A 16,436-nucleotide genomic window follows, 5' to 3' on the forward strand; every position below is an offset into this window, starting at 1 on the left:
CACAATCAAAAAAGGGCGTCTGACAAGATGGCAAAGGAAAAGTTTGAACGTACGAAGCCGCACGTTAACATTGGCACGATTGGTCACGTTGACCACGGCAAGACGACGCTGACGGCGGCGATCACGAAGTATTTTGGCGATTTCCAGGCCTATGACCAGATCGACGGCGCGCCCGAAGAGAAAGCGCGCGGGATCACGATCTCGACCGCGCACGTGGAATACGAGACCGAGAACCGCCACTACGCGCACGTCGACTGCCCCGGCCACGCCGACTACGTCAAGAACATGATCACCGGTGCGGCGCAGATGGACGGCGCGATCCTGGTTGTGAACGCGGCGGACGGCCCGATGCCCCAAACGCGCGAGCACATCCTGCTGGGCCGCCAGGTGGGCATCCCCACCATGGTCGTGTTCATGAACAAGGTGGACCAGGTCGACGACGAAGAGCTGCTGGAGCTGGTCGAGATGGAAATCCGCGAGCTGCTGGACAGCTACGAGTATCCCGGCGACGACATTCCCGTGATCCCCGGCTCGGCCCTGGCCGCAATGGAAGGCCGTGACAACGAGATCGGCGAAGACGCGATCCGCAAGCTGATGGCCGCGGTTGACGAGTTCATCCCCACGCCCGAGCGCGCGGTGGACCAGCCCTTCCTGATGCCTGTGGAAGACGTGTTCTCGATCTCCGGCCGTGGCACGGTTGTGACCGGCCGTGTCGAGCGTGGCGTGATCAACGTGGGCGACGAAATCGAGATCGTCGGCATCAAGGACACGCAGAAAACGACCTGCACGGGCGTTGAAATGTTCCGCAAGCTGCTGGATCGCGGCGAAGCGGGCGACAACATCGGCGCGCTGCTGCGCGGGATCGACCGTGAAGCGGTTGAGCGCGGCCAGGTGCTGTGCAAGCCCGGTTCGGTCAAGCCGCACACCAAGTTCGAAGCCGAAGCCTACATCCTGACCAAGGACGAGGGCGGCCGTCACACGCCGTTCTTCGCGAACTACCGCCCGCAGTTCTACTTCCGCACGACGGACGTGACGGGCACGGTTCAGCTGGCCGAGGGCACTGAAATGGTGATGCCTGGCGACAACGTGTCGTTCGGGGTCGAGCTGATCGCGCCGATCGCGATGGAACAGGGCCTGCGCTTTGCGATCCGCGAAGGCGGCCGCACCGTGGGTGCGGGCGTAGTGTCCAAGATCACGGATTAAGGCAGACCTCGCACCGGAATCACATCCGGTTCAAACCAGTCTAAAAAGGCGGAGCATGTCTCCGCCTTTTTTGCGTTTCGGCCCGCGCAGGGCCGGGTTTGCGGCCCACAGGCGCAATTTTCTGCACGTTTTGCGCGCATTTGCTGCACCCGCGAAATCGCGAGAAATAGCGTTGAATTTCAACGCGGGTCCCCGTGCTGCATGTGCAGAAAAATCCGTTCGGTATACGACGGTATTCCGCTAAGTCATTAAAATATATTGATTTTTTCTGAAACTCAGCCACCCTGACACGGCAATCAGGAGGGTGCTATGGATCAGGTGAACACAGCTGCATGGATCGGACGCACCATCTGCGATCAGGGCGGGATCGACGCGCTTTCTGCCGCCAAACTGCACGCCACAATTGGTCATCCGCACATGGCGCACCCCGCTCCGGGTGACCTTCTTCCGGCACTCTGGCACTGGGCGGCATTCCCCCCGCTGACCCATGTCACGCAACTGGGCCCGGATGGGCACCCCGGCCCGGGCGAGTTGATGCCGCCCCTGCGCCTGCCGCGCCGCATGTGGGCCGGAGGCGCCTTGCGCTTTCACGCGCCCTTGCGGGTCGGCGACACGCTCAGCCGCCAGGTCTCTCTGCGCTCTGCCGTGGAAAAGGAAACGGCGTCCGGCCCCATGGCGCTTGTGACCCTCGATCACGCGATCACCGGCCCGCGCGGCCTCGCCATCGAAGAACGCCAGGACATCGTCTACCTGCCCATGCCCGACACCTTCACCCCGCCCAAAAAGCGTCAGATGCCCGCGCCAGGTGCGGAGACGGTTGCAATGTCGATGCCGCTGCTGCTGCGCTACTCGGCCGTCACCTTCAATGCGCACCGCATCCACTACGACCTCGACTACACCCGGACCGTGGAAAAGTACCCCGACCTCGTGGTGCATGGCCCGTTGCAGGCTTCACTCTTGATGCGCCACGCCATCACGCAGAAGGGACGCCCACCCGTCTACTTCGATTTCCGCGCTGTGCACCCCATGTTCGCCAGTGGTGATCTCGATATTTGCACCACCGAAGAGGACGGGATTATGTCGCTCTATTCCGGGCAAGACGGCCATCAGGGCATGCAGGCCACGGCGATGTGGGAGGACACCCAATGACCATCCTGTCCGGCATGCGCGTCATCGAAAGCTCGGCCTTTGTGGCGGTGCCCCTTGCGGGCATGACCTTGGCCCAGATGGGGGCCGAGGTGATCCGCGTCGACATGATCGGCGGCGGCCTCGATGCGGGTCGCTGGCCGCTGGCTCCCAATGGTCAAAGTCTGTTCTGGGCGGGCATGAACAAGGGCAAGAAATCCGTCGCCGTGGACATGAAATGCCCCGAGGGGCGCGAATTGGTGCAGCGCCTTGCCACCGCACCGGGTGAAGACGCGGGCCTGTTCCTGACGAACCTGCCCGCACCGGGCTGGCTGGACTATGACACGCTGCGCGGCATCCGGTCGGACATGGTGATGGTCACACTTACGGGTGATCGGCATGGGCGTCCTCAGGTGGATTACACGGTGAACCCGGCTCTCGGCATTCCCCACATGACGGGCCCTGAAGGATCACAAGACCCGGTTGCGCACGCGCTGCCCGCCTGGGATCTGATCGCGGGCAACATGTGCGTCTCGGCCCTGCTGGCCGCCGAACGCCACCGCCTGCGCCACGGGACCGGGCAAGAGGCGCGCATCGCGCTCAAGGATGTGGCGGCGGCCGCCATCGGGCATCTGGGCATGATCGGCGATGCTGTGCTGAACTCCGAAGAACGGGCCAAGGCGGGCAATGCGCTTTATGGCGCCTACGGTCAGGATTTTGTCTGCGCCGATGGGCGCCGTGTGATGGTCATTGGCCTGACCGGGCGACAATGGGCGGGCCTTGTGCGCGCCACAGACAGCGCCGACGCCATGCAGGCCATCGAGGCGCGCCATGGCATCTGCCTGCGCGACGAGGGCACACGCTGGCGCTACCGGCAGGACATCACCGATGCGCTGCGCCCCTGGTTCGCAGCCAGGAATGTGGCGGATTTCGCCGCCGATTTTGATGCGGCGGGCCTCACATGGTCGCAATTCCGCACAGTGCGCGAAGCGGTGCGCGAGGATGCGGACCTGAGCACAGACAACCCGATGTTCTCCACGCTCTCCCAACCGGGCATCGGGGCCTTCCCCGTTCCGGCGCATCCGGCGACGTTTGGTGCAACACCCCGCCGCCCGGCCGAGGCGGCCCCGGCGCTTGGCGCAGATACCGAAGAAGTGCTGGGGGACGTTGTCGGCCTCGACAACGGCGAAATCGCCCGGCTTTTCGATGGGGGTGTGGTACGCTCGCCCGCCTATGACGCCGCACGCTCTGCTGCCTGAATTCGCGCTTGCATTGCCGCGCCCTGCGGCGTAATCCCCGGTGCCAGTAGGGGTATAGCTCAGTTGGTAGAGCGACGGTCTCCAAAACCGTAGGTCCCGGGTTCGAGCCCTGGTGCCCCTGCCATTCACCTTCAGTTCCATGTCGAATCGCGCACTGCGCCGATTGCGCGTCATGCCCCGTCAATTCGGGCAAAACCGCGTCACCCATCGCCACACCTGCGCCCCTTTGATGCCTGATCACGGCACAGTTCCGGGCGTGTTGGCGCACTGTTTCCACGACGGCGACAGTGCCGCATTTTCGCCACAGATCAGCCACCCCACGCCCACATTGCGGCCCTACCTCTGCCTCATCCGCAAAACGCGGACGTGTGAAATCCGACCCGTGCTGCGCGGGTCAGTAAACAGAAGCCCCAGATGTTGCGGGGTCAGGAAGCTGCTGATGACATATACTTTGATCCCCGGTCAGTCTCACACCGCAAGTGAAGAAGAGACGCTGTCGATGATCCGCTCGGTTTTGACCGAGGACACGGAACCGACCCCCAAACGCAAGCGCGCCCGCAAGGCCGCCGCGCCCAAAGCTGAGGTGCAAACCGCCTTTGTAGAGCGGAGCGAAGATCCGAACCCGCGCCGCCGGGCCGAGGATTTGCCGGAACTGGAACAGGTCGCCGAACCAACCCAACAACCGCGCACATCGCGTGGTCCGGGCCTTGGTGCGCGCCTCAAGCCATTGCTTGCCGCCCCCATCGCCCGCGTTCGGGCGTTTCGTCCCACCACGCGCCACCTCGCCATTGTCAGCGTGCTGTTGTTGCTGGTGGTGCGTCCGCACTGGTTCGTGATCGGTGCCGTTCTGATGTTGGCGCTGGTGATCGGCACGTTCCTGATCCTCGGGTCCGACCGTATCTGGCGCGGTGTTCTGTCGGTGCTGACGCGGATCGAGGCGCGCAATCCCGCCCGCGCGCAAGAGCTGCGCACCAAGCTCGACGGATTTGCCTACCGCTGGGACGCGGTGCTCGACATCTTCCCCGACGGGATGGTCGACGGGCTCTACATGCCCGACTTCCAGGCGATGCAAGAGGCCGAAGAGGCACATGCCGAAGCGGTCGGCGCCCGGCTCGAGCGGATGATGCACGAGGGCTGATCGGCACAATTGACGGCGGACAGGGCGGGAGGCATTCCCGCCTTGAATTCGTCGGAACACACCGTTACATCCCTTCCATCCGCAAGCAGGGACACGATTGCAGCCATGGCCACAACCAATCCACTTCAGTTCATCCAACAGGTGCGTTCCGAAGTTTCCAAGGTCGTTTGGCCCACACGGCGCGAAGTGCTGCTGACCACGGTCATGGTGTTCATCCTCGCGGCCCTCACGGCCGTGTTCTTTGCGATTGTCGACATCCTGATCCGTGGCGGGCTGGAACAGATCCTGACGATGTTCTGAGGATTGCCTCGGGCAGAGCGAAACACCGCCCGCCCCTTGCACTTTGAATATGCGCGGAGTATTCCGCACCCCTGACCTGACAAGAGGCGCGCGGCGATTCGAGCCCCGCGCCGATTTTCATTCAGGGCGGCGCGCAAGCGGCGTGACGGAACAACAGACTTAACGGGCAAGGGGCCAGCAGACACATGGCGAAACGGTGGTATTCGGTCAGCGTGCTTTCGAACTTCGAAAAGAAGATCGCCGAGACGATCCGCACTTCGGTCGCAGAAAACGGCCTTGAGGACGAGATTGACGAGGTGCTGGTGCCGACCGAAGAGGTCATCGAGGTGCGCCGCGGCAAGAAGGTCACGACCGAACGCCGCTTCATGCCCGGCTATGTGCTCGTGCACATGGAAATGTCCGACCAGGGCTATCACCTGATCAACTCGATCAACCGCGTCACAGGGTTCTTGGGGCCTCAGGGCCGCCCGATGCCGATGCGCGATGCCGAGGTGAACCAGATCCTGAACCGCGTTCAGGAAGGCGAAGAAGCACCCCGCACCCTCATCCACTTCGAGATTGGCGAAAAGGTCAAAGTCAACGACGGCCCGTTCGAGGATTTCGACGGCATGGTCGAGGAAGTGGACGACGAAAACCAGCGCCTCAAGGTCACCGTGTCCATCTTTGGCCGCGAAACCCCGGTCGAGCTGGAATTCACTCAGGTCAACAAGCAAAGCTGATTGCGGCGCGCACCTGCCAGGTGTCGCAGCCCATTCACGCATTCAAATAGCCGCGCAGCATTGCGCGGCTATTTTGTCTCTCCACGCCCGGCAATTCCCCAAATGGGCCAACGAGGTTCCGATCTAGGACGTTTCCCGCCAACCCGCGCGATTGCGGGACGCGAATAGGATCGGCACGGCTGTGAGTATGTTTTGTTTAAGTTTCAGAACCTTGTTCGTCACAAAGTCCGCCCGCCAACAATATCGATTTTAAAACATGGTCAAAAAGACCGAACTGCTGTTGACGAATGCGGCGGATTCACGCCTACTTATAGTAGATGGCACAGGATATAGCTGTGTCAAGCAGAGCAGAATAGCTTATCTTGGGGGACAATTATGAGCTTGAAATATGTAAGGGACAGCCTTCCGTGGCTGGTTCCGTCGGCGGCAATTGTATTTGCAGCGTCCGGTTTTTGGGAAAGCAGCAAGAATGCAGACGCGGTCGAGCCGCAATCCACCACCGGCTTTGTTGCGGCTGCCACCGCACCCGCTGCCCCATCCCCCGCCCCCGTACTTGCCGCGCCAGAGGAAGAGGTCGTCGCCCGTCAAGCCAGTGCTTCTGATGCACTCGGCGCCTTGCAGCCCGCAACGCCGTTGGCCCAGCCACAGGCCGCTGTCCTGCCAGCGCCGACCCCCGCACCGGTCGAACAACCCGCACTCGAGCGCACGGCCGCGCTGACCACCGCAACGCCCTCTACGCAGTTCTTCACCGCAGGCGGGGCCGCTTTGCAGGCCAAGGAACAGTGCCTTGAGGATCTGCGTAATCTCACCAGCCAGGCCCGCGTCTATTTCCCCAGCGGTGGTCTGACAGCCGAAGAAGCAGGCATCGAACAGGGCCGCCTGATCGGCATGGTCGCGGCCGCATGCCCGGGCGTGCAAATCCGTGTCGAAGGACACTCCGACCCGTCGGGTGATCCTGCCGCAAACCTGCGCCTCAGCGAGGCGCGCGCCCAGCAGGTCATCCAGCGCATCGGGGCAGGGGGCATCAACACCAGCATGTTCTTTGCCGAAGGCATGGGTGATCGCAAACCGTCTGGCGTCATCGGCCCCAAGCCAAGTTCGTTCTATGACCGCCGGGTCGAGTTTTCGGTGGTCGAGGAAGTGACCCGCGTTGCCGTGCGCACGCCGGTCGCCCCCAAGCCATGGGCCAACGCCTCCTGCGTGGTCGAGTTGGAGCGCGCTGTGAACGGCACCGCGCTGTTCTACGCGCCCCGTTCCGTGTCGCTGCATGCGGATGACCTGGAAACCGCGCTCAGCCTTGCCAACCTCGCGATGGCGTGCCCCCACGCCCGTCTGCGGGTCGTCGGGCACCACTCGTCCGACTTGCAGGCGCGCGAAGACTTCCACACCGGCCTGCTGCGCGCCAAGGCGCTGATGGCGATGCTGGTGGGTCGCGGCGTTGCGCCCGAACAGATCATCATCTCGGCCCCCTCGCGCCCCATGACCAATGCGGGCCTGCCGGGCAGCCGCGTCAACTTTGACGTGATCCTCGAAGAAAGCTGAGGGTGCGGCCCCCGGGGCTACCCCCCGCCTGACATTTCGGCTTGATAATAGGACAGGAGCGTTGTAACCGGCGCTCCTGTTGCTTTTTGCAGCATCCCATGTGGAAGGCGAGGACAACGCGTTGTCCGGACCGCACCACATCAACCACATCCCGAGGGTCGCGACCCGAAGGAGTTGAACAGGAGAATGGCTCATGGCCAAGAAACTCGCAGGCACCATGAAATTGCAGGTGCCAGCCGGTCAAGCAAACCCCTCCCCGCCGGTCGGTCCGGCGCTGGGTCAGCGCGGCATCAACATCATGGAATTCTGCAAGGCGTTCAACGCCAAGACCGCAGACATGGAGCCCGGCGCGCCATGCCCCACCGTGATCACCTACTACCAGGACAAATCCTTCGCGATGGACATCAAGACGCCGCCTGCGTCTTACTACCTCAAGAAGGCCGCCAAGGTGAAATCCGGCGCGAAAACTCCTTCGCGTGAAACCGTGGGCACCGTGACAGCGGCCCAGGTCAAGGAAATCGCCGAAGCGAAAATGAAAGATCTCAACGCCAACGACATCGAAGGCGCAATGCAGATCATCCTGGGCTCCGCCCGCTCCATGGGCATCGAGGTGAAGTAAGATGGCAAAGCTTGGTAAACGCACAAAAGCGGCCCGCGAAGCATTCGCCGGCAAATCGAACCTGACCGTCGAAGACGCGGTGGCGCTGGTCAAAGGCAACGCAAACGCCAAATTTGACGAGACCGTCGAAATCTCGATGAACCTCGGCGTCGATCCCCGCCACGCAGACCAGATGGTCCGCGGCGTGGTCGGCCTGCCCAACGGCACCGGCAAAACCGTGCGCGTCGCGGTGTTCGCACGCGGCCCCAAGGCCGAAGAGGCGCAGGCCGCTGGCGCGGATATCGTGGGCGCAGAGGACCTGATGGAAACCATCCAGGGCGGCACCATCGAATTCGACCGCTGCATCGCGACCCCTGACATGATGCCCATCGTGGGCCGTCTGGGTAAGGTGCTGGGCCCCCGCAACCTGATGCCCAACCCCAAGGTTGGCACCGTGACCATGGACGTGGCGGACGCCGTCAAGAACGCCAAGGGCGGTGAAGTGCAGTTCAAGGTGGAAAAAGCTGGCGTGATCCACGCCGGTGTCGGCAAGGCCTCTTTTGACGAGGTCAAACTGGTCGAAAACGTCCGTGCCTTCGTGGGCGCCGTGGCCAAGGCGAAACCCGCCGGGTCCAAAGGCACCTACATGAAGAAAGTCTCGATCAGCTCGACCATGGGTCCGGGCGTCAGCGTCGACGTGGACAGCGCCGTCAGCGAATAAGCTGACCGCATACAAACACGAAAAACCGGGCTGTTCGCGCAGTCCGGTTTTTTGTTTCTGGCCGCTTTACCCAAGGTCGCGCCCGCAGAGGTGCAGTATTTTTCGTCTCGCGACGCAAATCCGTGTACTCTTCTCAGCAGACATCAGTTCAGTGGGAGGAAACGGTGGTCACGAAGCCATGGGAAAAGTACTACTCGGACGAGGCAAAAGCCTTTGATCCCAGCCAAATGGAACAACAGACACTTGCGGCGTTCGTTGCGCACAATGTCGGCAGGTTCGCAGACCGCAAGGCGGTGACGACAATCTTGCCCACCGGGGCAGAGACATCGCTGACCTATGCAGAGCTTGATGCCCATACGGATGCGTTCGCCGCCTATCTGCGCGAAGAGCTGGGGCTGCAAGCCGGGGATACCGTGGCCGTCATGTCACCCAACTGCATCGGCTTCTGCGTGGTCTCTCTGGGCATCGCCAAGGCCGGGTGCGTCGGCACCAACGTCAATCCGCTCTACACCGCCAGCGAATTCGAACATCAGTTGACCGACAGCAATGCCAAGGCCGTCGTGGTGATCGACCTGTTCGGCAACAAGGTGGACGAGGTCATTGCCAAGACCGCCGTCAAACATGTCATCACCGTTTCCGTGCTCGATTTCTTCCCACCAATCAAAAAGGCGATCCTTGGATTTGTTCTGAAGCGGGTAAAAAAGGTCATCCCGACCATGACCACGCCGCACACCAAACTCAGCGATGCGCTTGCCAAGGGCAGCCGCCATATGACCGGGCGCGATATCGCGGCCTATGCCAGCGCGGTGGGCGCGCATGACACGGCGCTCTATCAATACACCAGCGGCACGACCGGGCGCAGCAAGGGGGCAGAGCTGTCGCACATCGCGATAATCGCCAACATGGAACAGGCCCGCCTGATGACCTCCGAGGCGCTGAGCGAGGATGGCGAGACTGTCCTGGTCGCGCTGCCGCTCTATCACATCACCGCCTTTGTGCTGATCTTCCTGTCGGGCATGTCGGTGGGGGGCACCTGGTGCTTGCGCCCAGCCCGCGGCCGCCCTCGAACCTCAAAAAGGCGTTCGAGAACCACCAGATCACATGGTTCACCGGCATCAACACCCTCTTTGCCGCGCTCATGGTCGAGCCGTGGTTCGACAAGAAGCTGTTCGAAAAAATCAAGTTCTGCGGATCGGGTGGCGCCGCCCAGCAAACCGGTGTGGCACAGAAATGGGCGGACAATACCGGCGTGGACATCATGCAGGGCTACGGCATGACTGAAGTGTCGGGCCTGCTGACGTTCAACCCTCTTGGCAACAACCAACTGGGCAAGGTGGGCATTCCCATCCCCGGTGCGGATGTGCGCATCGTCGATGATGCAGGCCAGGACGTGGCAAAGGGTGAGGCGGGCGAGGTCATCGCGCGCACGCCCTCACAGATGAAAGGGTATCTGGGCAACGTCACCGCAACGGACGAGGTGCTCAAGGACGGGTGGTACTATTCCGGCGACATCGGCGTGATGGACGAGAACGGGTTTATCGAGATCGTGGACCGCAAGAAGGACATGATCCTCGTGTCCGGCTTCAACGTGGCCCCGAACGAGATCGAGGATGTGATCTCGACCCTGCCCGACGTGGTGCAGGTGGGGGTCATCGGCATCGAGGACGAAAAGACCGGCGAGGCGCCCGTGGCCTTTGTCGTGCGCGCCGACGAGTCGCTGAGCGAAGAGGCGATCGTGGCGGCGTGTCGGGACAAGCTGACCAACTACAAGATCCCCAAACAGATACGCTTTGTCGACGATGTGCCGGTGACCCTGTCGGGCAAGGTGTTGCGCCGCGAGTTGCGCGAGTCAGCGGGAATTTAGGCGCGGTCCACCGCCGGAGCCTTGATTTTTGCGCAAAGGCACTTGGCCTCAATGCGCAAAACCTCTAAGCCACCAACATTCGGTCGTCTGCGATTCGCAGGCGGCCGATTATTTCGTCCGAGACGGTGGGTGATTGGGATAGGCCAATCATAATTCCTGCCCGAGACGGGAAGAGACATTCCAGCCTGGTGTGTTCCAGGCTTTGGGCTGCGACGACCCGTAAGGACCCGATTGCCGTGCCATCTGGCATGGTGAAAACGAGCCGGAGGGGTCCGCCCCTCCAATAACTGGAGTAAAACTGTGGATAGAGCCCAGAAAGAGAAAGTGGTCGAGGAACTCGGCCAAATCTTTGAAAGCTCTGGCGTCGTTGTGGTTGCCCACTACGCCGGTCTGACAGTTGCCGAAATGCAAGACCTGCGTGCCCGTGCACGCGAAAACGGGTCGAGCGTTCGTGTTGCCAAAAACAGGCTCGCCAAGATCGCCCTGGACGGGAAGCCCTGCGCAAGCATCGCTGAACATCTGACGGGTATGACCGTTCTGACCTTCTCCGAAGACCCTGTGGCAGCCGCCAAAGTGTCCGAGGACTTTGCCAAGGGTAACGACAAGTTCGTGATCCTCGGCGGGGCCATGGGTGAGAACGCTCTGGACCGGGCCGGTGTGACGGCTGTGTCGAAAATGCCTTCGCGCGAGGAGCTTATCGCTACCATCGCAGGCATGCTCGGTGCACCCGCATCCAACATCGCCGGGGCCATTGGCGCACCTGCAAGCAACATCGCATCCATCTTGTCGACAGTCGAGGACAAGGCGGCCGCGTAAGCAAACGTCTGAGCGGCGTGTGAGTATCTCGCGCGTTGGAACACACATATCGAAACGGAAAGAGCTGATAAAATGGCTGATCTGAAAAAACTGGCAGAAGAGATCGTTGGTCTGACCCTGCTGGAAGCACAAGAACTGAAAACAATCCTCAAGGACGAGTACGGCATCGAGCCTGCAGCCGGTGGCGCAGTCATGATGGCGGGCCCTGCTGACGCCGGTGGCGCAGCCGAGGAAGAGAAAACAGAATTCGACGTCGTTCTGAAGAACGCAGGCGCGTCGAAAATCAACGTCATCAAAGAAGTCCGCGGCATCACAGGTCTGGGCCTGAAAGAAGCCAAGGACCTGGTCGAAGCCGGTGGCAAGATCAAAGAAGGCGTGGACAAGGCCGAAGCCGAAGAGATCAAAGGCAAGCTGGAAGCAGCTGGCGCCGAGGTCGAACTGGCCTAAGTCCCGTTGGGACGGGGCGTTTTCCGGTTTCGGAAAACAGCCGGAAAACCTGTCGTTTTCCGCGCCCCCTTGAAAACACTGGGCTGGATGCGCATATCGCGCGTCCAGCCCGACCCGTCTTGGCAAGGGCTTCCCTCGAAAAGTCTTTTCCAAGATGCGGTTCAAAGGTCGGGAGGCCACCGGTGGGACGGTGGCTATGAATTGACCTTGACCCATCCTCTCGACGGGGCAGCGCACCGGGGCCCGACGGCGCGCGCACCCAGAGAAACGCTGAAAGGTGGCTTATAGTATGGCGCAATCGTTCCTTGGCCAGAAACGTCTTCGTAAATATTACGGCAAAATCCGCGAAGTTCTGGATATGCCGAACCTCATCGAGGTCCAGAAATCCTCCTACGACCTGTTCCTGAACTCCGGCGACGCCGAAGTCCCCACTGATGGGGACGGTATTCAGGGCGTGTTCCAGTCGGTCTTCCCGATCAAGGACTTCAACGAAACATCCGTCCTTGAATACGTCAAATACGAGTTGGAAAAGCCGAAATATGACGTCGAGGAATGTCAGCAACGCGACATGACCTACTCGGCACCGCTCAAGGTGACGCTGCGCCTGATCGTGTTCGATGTCGATGAAGACACCGGCGCCAAGTCCGTCAAGGACATCAAGGAACAGGACGTGTTCATGGGTGACATGCCCCTGATGACACCGAACGGGACGTTCATCGTGAACGGCACCGAGCGTGTGATCGTCAGCCAGATGCACCGCTCGCCCGGCGTGTTCTTTGACCACGACAAGGGCAAGACACACTCCTCCGGCAAACTGCTCTTTGCCTGCCGCATCATTCCCTATCGCGGCAGCTGGCTCGACTTTGAATTCGACGCCAAGGACATCGTGTTCGCCCGCATCGACCGTCGCCGCAAATTGCCCGTCACGACGCTGCTCTATGCCCTGGGTCTCGACCAGGAAGGCATCATGGATGCCTATTACAACACCGTCACCTACACGCTGAAAAAGAACAAAGGCTGGGTCACGCCGTTCTTCCCCGACCGTGTGCGCGGCACCCGCCCCACTTACGATCTGGTGGATGCCAAGACCGGTGAAGTGATTGCCGAAGCCGGCAAGAAAGTCACGCCGCGCGCGGTGAAGAAGCTGATCGACGAAGGCACGGTCAAGGACCTGCTTGTCCCGTTCGAACATATCGTGGGCAAGTTCGTCTCCAAGGACATCATCAACGAAGAAAACGGCGCGATCTATGTCGAAGCCGGTGATGAGCTGACCCTGGAATACGACAAGGACGGCACCCTGATCGGTGGCACCGCCAAAGAGCTGATCGACGCAGGCATCACCGAGATCCCCGTGCTCGACATCGACAACGTCAATGTCGGCCCCTACATGCGCAACACCATGGCGCAGGACAAGAACATGAACCGCGAAACCGCGCTCATGGACATCTATCGCGTCATGCGTCCGGGTGAACCACCCACCGTCGATGCGGCCTCGGCCCTGTTCGACACGCTGTTCTTTGACAGCGAGCGGTATGACCTGTCCGCCGTTGGTCGCGTGAAAATGAACATGCGTCTGGCTCTGGATGCCGAAGACACGCAGCGCACCCTGCGCCGCGAAGACATCGTTTCCTGCATCAAGGCTCTGGTTGAGCTGCGCGACGGCAAGGGCGACATCGACGACATCGACCACCTCGGCAACCGCCGTGTGCGCTCGGTCGGTGAGCTGATGGAAAACCAGTACCGCGTCGGCCTGCTTCGGATGGAGCGTGCGATCAAGGAACGTATGTCCTCGGTCGAGATCGACACGGTCATGCCGCAGGACCTGATCAACGCGAAACCCGCCGCTGCGGCCGTGCGTGAATTCTTCGGCTCCTCGCAGCTGTCGCAGTTCATGGACCAGACCAACCCGCTCTCCGAAGTGACGCACAAGCGTCGCCTCTCGGCGCTTGGGCCTGGCGGTCTGACCCGTGAGCGTGCCGGCTTCGAGGTGCGCGACGTGCACCCGACCCACTATGGCCGGATGTGCCCGATTGAAACGCCCGAAGGGCCGAACATCGGTCTGATCAACTCGCTGGCCACCTTTGCCCGCGTGAACAAGTACGGCTTTATCGAAACACCCTACCGCGTCGTGAACGAAGGTCAGGTGACGGACGAAGTGCACTACATGTCCGCCACCGAGGAAATGCGTCACACCGTGGCGCAGGCCAACGCGACGCTGGACGAAGCGGGCAAGTTCAAGAACGAGATGGTCAACACCCGGAAATCGGGTGACTACACCCTGTCGCCCGTTGACAGCGTGGACCTGATCGACGTCAGCCCGAAGCAGTTGGTCTCGGTCGCTGCGTCCCTGATCCCGTTCCTGGAAAATGACGACGCCAACCGCGCTCTGATGGGTTCGAACATGCAACGTCAGGCGGTTCCGCTTCTGCAAGCCGAGGCGCCGCTGGTCGGCACCGGTATCGAAGAAGTTGTGGCCCGTGACTCCGGTGCGGCCATCATGGCCAAGCGCGCCGGTATCATCGACCAGGTTGATGCCACACGGATCGTGATCCGCGCCACGCATGACCTCGAACTGGGCGACGCAGGCGTGGACATCTACCGGATGCGCAAGTTCCAGCGCTCGAACCAGAACACCTGCATCAACCAGCGCCCGCTGGTGAAGGTGGGTGACACGGTTCAGAAGGGCGAAGTGATTGCCGATGGTCCGTCCACCGATATGGGTGAACTCGCCTTGGGTAAAAACGTGGTCGTCGCATTCATGCCGTGGAACGGCTACAACTACGAAGACTCGATCCTGATCTCCGAGCGCGTGTCGCGTGATGACGTCTTTACCTCGATCCACATCGAGGAATTCGAAGTCGCCGCCCGTGACACCAAGCTGGGGCCAGAGGAAATCACCCGCGACATCCCCAACGTCGGTGAGGAAGCCCTGCGCAACCTCGACGAAGCGGGCATCGTCTATATTGGTGCAGATGTTGAGCCGGGCGATATCCTCGTCGGGAAAATCACCCCCAAGGGCGAAAGCCCGATGACGCCGGAAGAAAAACTGCTGCGCGCCATCTTTGGTGAGAAAGCTTCGGACGTACGCGACACCTCGCTGCGTGTGAAGCCGGGTGATTTCGGCACAGTTGTCGAGGTGCGCGTCTTTAACCGCCACGGTGTGGAAAAAGACGAACGTGCCCTGCAAATCGAGCGTGAGGAAGTTGAACGCCTCGCCCGTGACCGCGATGACGAGCTGACCATTCTTGACCGCAACATCTATGCCCGTCTGGGCGACATGCTGCTGGGCAAAGAGATCGCCAAGGGGCCGAAAGGCGTCAAGGCAGGGTCGAACGTCGACGCTGACCTGCTCGAAGCGTTCCCACGCTCGGCATGGTGGCAGATTGCCCTGAAAGACGAGCAATCGGCACAGGTGGTCGAGGCCCTGAACGAGCAATACGAGGCGCAAAAGCGTGCTCTCGATGCCCGTTTCGAGGACAAGGTCGAAAAGGTCCGCCGTGGCGACGATCTGCCCCCCGGGGTCATGAAGATGGTCAAAGTGTTCGTCGCGGTGAAGCGCAAGCTGCAACCGGGCGACAAGATGGCCGGACGTCACGGCAACAAGGGTGTGATTTCGAAAGTGGTGCCGATGGAGGACATGCCGTTCCTCGCCGATGGCACCCCGGTCGATTTCTGTCTGAACCCGCTGGGCGTGCCCTCGCGCATGAACGTCGGTCAGATTCTTGAAACCCACATGGGCTGGGCCGCGCGCGGTCTGGGTCTGAACGTGGACGAGGCGCTGCAAGAGTATCGCCGCTCGGGCGATCTGACCCCGGTGCGCGAAGCGATGAGCCTGGCCTATGGCGAGGATGTCTACGAAGAAGGCATCACCGGCATGGACGAGGATCGCCTGGTCGAGGCCGCTGGCAACGTCACACGCGGTGTTCCGATCGCCACGCCCGTCTTTGACGGCGCGAAAGAGGCGGATGTGAACAACGCGCTGGAACGTGCGGGCTTCTCCTCTTCGGGTCAGTCGGTGCTGTTTGACGGTCGCACGGGCGAGCAGTTCAGCCGCCCCGTGACCGTGGGCATCAAGTACCTGCTCAAACTGCACCACCTTGTGGACGACAAGATCCACGCTCGGTCGACTGGTCCGTACAGCCTCGTCACACAGCAGCCGCTGGGTGGTAAGGCGCAGTTCGGTGGTCAGCGCTTTGGTGAGATGGAGGTCTGGGCGCTCGAAGCCTACGGCGCCGCCTACACCCTGCAAGAGATGCTGACGGTGAAGTCGGATGACGTGGCAGGCCGGACCAAAGTGTACGAGAGCATCGTCAAGGGCGAGGACAACTTCGAAGCCGGCGTGCCGGAATCGTTCAACGTTCTGGTCAAAGAGGTCCGCGGCCTGGGCCTCAACATGGAACTCCTGGATGCGGAGGAAGATGAGTGAGCGAGTGGGGGCCATTCGTCCTGCACCACGATTTGTCTGAGATAACTCTCTATTTCGGACTGCCACTATTGATCGTGTGGGCCGTTTGGCTGGTTGCTACCTTCCGTTTGCAAAAAAGCATGCAAACTGGTTGGTGGAGCGAAAGCCGGATGAAGTTGGTCCCCAAGTTCTCGCAGGCGTACAGACGTCGCCAATTCTTTTACACCATCGCGTTCATTGTAGCGCAATTTGGTGTGTTCTTTTCTGCCGCCGCTCTTTTGCGGTCGGAACCCTGAGAG

At 61.2% G+C, this 16,436-nt stretch carries 14 protein-coding genes, 1 tRNA gene and 1 pseudogene; all 16 read left to right on the plus strand.

The window, feature by feature from the left end:
- Window positions 1–27: 27 nt before the first annotated feature.
- The 16 genes and pseudogenes from tuf (at window position 28) to ACMHLQ_RS15795 (ending at window position 16,433) form a co-directional block, all read left to right on the plus strand.
- The gene (tuf, locus tag ACMHLQ_RS15720; RefSeq protein WP_415401650.1) at window positions 28–1,203 is read left to right on the plus strand and encodes an elongation factor Tu; all 1,176 of its coding nucleotides are present in this window, start codon (window positions 28–30) and stop codon (window positions 1,201–1,203) included.
- 309 nt (window positions 1,204–1,512) lie between these two features.
- Window positions 1,513–2,352, plus strand: a complete 840-nt coding sequence (locus ACMHLQ_RS15725; RefSeq protein WP_415401651.1) for a MaoC family dehydratase N-terminal domain-containing protein — start codon at window positions 1,513–1,515, stop codon at window positions 2,350–2,352.
- Window positions 2,349–3,587, plus strand: a complete 1,239-nt coding sequence (locus ACMHLQ_RS15730) for a CoA transferase (RefSeq protein WP_415401652.1) — start codon at window positions 2,349–2,351, stop codon at window positions 3,585–3,587. The genes ACMHLQ_RS15725 and ACMHLQ_RS15730 overlap by 4 nt, the downstream gene beginning before the upstream one ends.
- Window positions 3,588–3,635: 48 nt before the next feature.
- Window positions 3,636–3,711 (plus strand) — tRNA-Trp (locus ACMHLQ_RS15735).
- A 315-nt stretch (window positions 3,712–4,026) separates the two neighbouring features.
- Window positions 4,027–4,725, plus strand: a complete 699-nt coding sequence (locus tag ACMHLQ_RS15740) for a hypothetical protein (protein WP_415401653.1) — start codon at window positions 4,027–4,029, stop codon at window positions 4,723–4,725.
- 105 nt (window positions 4,726–4,830) lie between these two features.
- A complete protein-coding gene (gene secE, locus ACMHLQ_RS15745) occupies window positions 4,831–5,025 on the plus strand; it encodes a preprotein translocase subunit SecE (RefSeq protein WP_415401654.1) in 195 nt (64 codons plus the stop codon).
- A 185-nt stretch (window positions 5,026–5,210) separates the two neighbouring features.
- Window positions 5,211–5,744, plus strand: coding sequence for a transcription termination/antitermination protein NusG (gene nusG / locus ACMHLQ_RS15750; RefSeq protein ID WP_415401655.1), 534 nt, complete (start codon window positions 5,211–5,213; stop codon window positions 5,742–5,744).
- A gap of 375 nt (window positions 5,745–6,119) precedes the next feature.
- Entirely contained in the window at window positions 6,120–7,286 is a 1,167-nt protein-coding gene (locus ACMHLQ_RS15755) for an OmpA family protein (protein WP_415401656.1), read from the plus strand.
- Between the two features lie 193 nt (window positions 7,287–7,479).
- A complete protein-coding gene (gene rplK / locus ACMHLQ_RS15760; protein ID WP_415401657.1) occupies window positions 7,480–7,905 on the plus strand; it encodes a 50S ribosomal protein L11 in 426 nt (141 codons plus the stop codon).
- Window position 7,906: 1 nt separating this feature from the next.
- On the plus strand, window positions 7,907–8,605 hold the full coding sequence (rplA, locus tag ACMHLQ_RS15765) for a 50S ribosomal protein L1 (RefSeq protein WP_415401658.1): 699 nt from the start codon (window positions 7,907–7,909) through the stop codon (window positions 8,603–8,605).
- Window positions 8,606–8,832: 227 nt separating this feature from the next.
- Window positions 8,833–9,998: pseudogene (locus ACMHLQ_RS15770) on the plus strand (AMP-binding protein); the annotation flags it as partial.
- A 171-nt stretch (window positions 9,999–10,169) separates the two neighbouring features.
- A complete protein-coding gene (locus ACMHLQ_RS15775; RefSeq protein ID WP_415405296.1) occupies window positions 10,170–10,469 on the plus strand; it encodes an AMP-binding enzyme in 300 nt (99 codons plus the stop codon).
- 300 nt (window positions 10,470–10,769) lie between these two features.
- Window positions 10,770–11,285 (plus strand): 50S ribosomal protein L10, encoded by a 516-nt coding sequence (gene rplJ, locus ACMHLQ_RS15780; protein WP_415401659.1) that lies wholly within the window; start codon window positions 10,770–10,772, stop codon window positions 11,283–11,285.
- Window positions 11,286–11,357: 72 nt separating this feature from the next.
- A complete protein-coding gene (gene rplL, locus ACMHLQ_RS15785; protein ID WP_415401660.1) occupies window positions 11,358–11,732 on the plus strand; it encodes a 50S ribosomal protein L7/L12 in 375 nt (124 codons plus the stop codon).
- A 289-nt stretch (window positions 11,733–12,021) separates the two neighbouring features.
- Entirely contained in the window at window positions 12,022–16,158 is a 4,137-nt protein-coding gene (gene rpoB / locus ACMHLQ_RS15790; protein ID WP_415401661.1) for a DNA-directed RNA polymerase subunit beta, read from the plus strand.
- Window positions 16,155–16,433, plus strand: coding sequence for a hypothetical protein (locus tag ACMHLQ_RS15795; RefSeq protein ID WP_415401662.1), 279 nt, complete (start codon window positions 16,155–16,157; stop codon window positions 16,431–16,433). Before rpoB ends, ACMHLQ_RS15795 begins: the two co-directional genes overlap by 4 nt.
- Window positions 16,434–16,436: the final 3 nt, after the last annotated feature.

The organism is Tateyamaria algicola (assembly GCF_047715485.1).
GTDB lineage: Bacteria > Pseudomonadota > Alphaproteobacteria > Rhodobacterales > Rhodobacteraceae > Tateyamaria.

Coding starts and splice junctions, on each gene's coding strand:
- ACMHLQ_RS15755 (WP_415401656.1), top strand. CDS start 6,120: ATGAGCTTGAAATATGTAAGGGACAGCCTTCCGTGGCTGGTTCCGTCG.
- ACMHLQ_RS15725 (WP_415401651.1), top strand. CDS start 1,513: ATGGATCAGGTGAACACAGCTGCATGGATCGGACGCACCATCTGCGAT.
- nusG (WP_415401655.1), top strand. CDS start 5,211: ATGGCGAAACGGTGGTATTCGGTCAGCGTGCTTTCGAACTTCGAAAAG.
- rplA (WP_415401658.1), top strand. CDS start 7,907: ATGGCAAAGCTTGGTAAACGCACAAAAGCGGCCCGCGAAGCATTCGCC.
- ACMHLQ_RS15740 (WP_415401653.1), top strand. CDS start 4,027: ATGACATATACTTTGATCCCCGGTCAGTCTCACACCGCAAGTGAAGAA.
- rpoB (WP_415401661.1), top strand. CDS start 12,022: ATGGCGCAATCGTTCCTTGGCCAGAAACGTCTTCGTAAATATTACGGC.
- ACMHLQ_RS15730 (WP_415401652.1), top strand. CDS start 2,349: ATGACCATCCTGTCCGGCATGCGCGTCATCGAAAGCTCGGCCTTTGTG.
- ACMHLQ_RS15775 (WP_415405296.1), top strand. CDS start 10,170: ATGATCCTCGTGTCCGGCTTCAACGTGGCCCCGAACGAGATCGAGGAT.
- tuf (WP_415401650.1), top strand. CDS start 28: ATGGCAAAGGAAAAGTTTGAACGTACGAAGCCGCACGTTAACATTGGC.
- rplL (WP_415401660.1), top strand. CDS start 11,358: ATGGCTGATCTGAAAAAACTGGCAGAAGAGATCGTTGGTCTGACCCTG.
- secE (WP_415401654.1), top strand. CDS start 4,831: ATGGCCACAACCAATCCACTTCAGTTCATCCAACAGGTGCGTTCCGAA.
- rplK (WP_415401657.1), top strand. CDS start 7,480: ATGGCCAAGAAACTCGCAGGCACCATGAAATTGCAGGTGCCAGCCGGT.